The 685-nt window shown below is 74.6% G+C and carries 1 pseudogene; it reads left to right on the top strand.

The features are described from left to right. Positions 1–685, top strand: a pseudogene (locus tag SSNG_RS27465) (FAD-dependent oxidoreductase); the annotation flags it as partial.

The raw sequence follows: 685 nt of genomic DNA, 5'->3' as shown, positions 1-685 counted from the left end.
CATGGGCATCGTGACGGTCGCCGACGCCGACGTGGGCGAAGATCCTCACGGACGAGGAGGGCCGGGCCCGCGCGGTGGCCACCGCGGACGGGCGCGAGTACCCGGCGGACGTGGTCGTGCTCGGCATCGGCGTGGAGCCGCGTACGGCGCTCGCGCGTGCCGCCGGGTTGCCGCTCGGCGAGTCGGGGGGCCTGCTGACGGACCTGTCGATGCGGGTCCGTGGCCACGAGGACATCTGGGCCGGCGGTGACTGCGTGGAGGTCCTGGACCTGGTGGCGGGCCGGACGCGGCACATCCCGCTGGGCACGCACGCGAACAAGCACGGCCAGGTGATCGGCTCGAACGCGGGCGGGGGCTACGCCACCTTCCCCGGTGTCGTCGGGACGGCGGTCAGCAAGGTCTGCGACCTGGAGATCGCCCGTACGGGGCTGCGCGAGAAGGACGCCCGGGAGGCGGGCCTGCGGTACGTGACGGCGGCCATCCGCTCGACGAACACGGCGGGCTACTACCCGGGGGCCCGGGAGATGACGGTCAAGATGCTGGCGGAGCGGCGAACGGGCCGGCTGCTCGGCGTGCAGATCGTCGGCGGCGCCGGGTCCGCGAAGCGGGTGGACGTCGCCGCGGTCGCGCTGACGGCGGGGATGACGGTGGAGCAGGTGGTCGCGCTGGACCTGGGCTACGCCCC

Origin of the sequence: Streptomyces sp. C, assembly GCF_000158895.1 — a bacterium.
Classification (GTDB): domain Bacteria; phylum Actinomycetota; class Actinomycetes; order Streptomycetales; family Streptomycetaceae; genus Streptomyces; species Streptomyces racemochromogenes.
The sequence above is the reverse complement of the archived record's forward strand: the minus strand, read 5'-3'. Positions and strand labels throughout refer to the sequence as shown.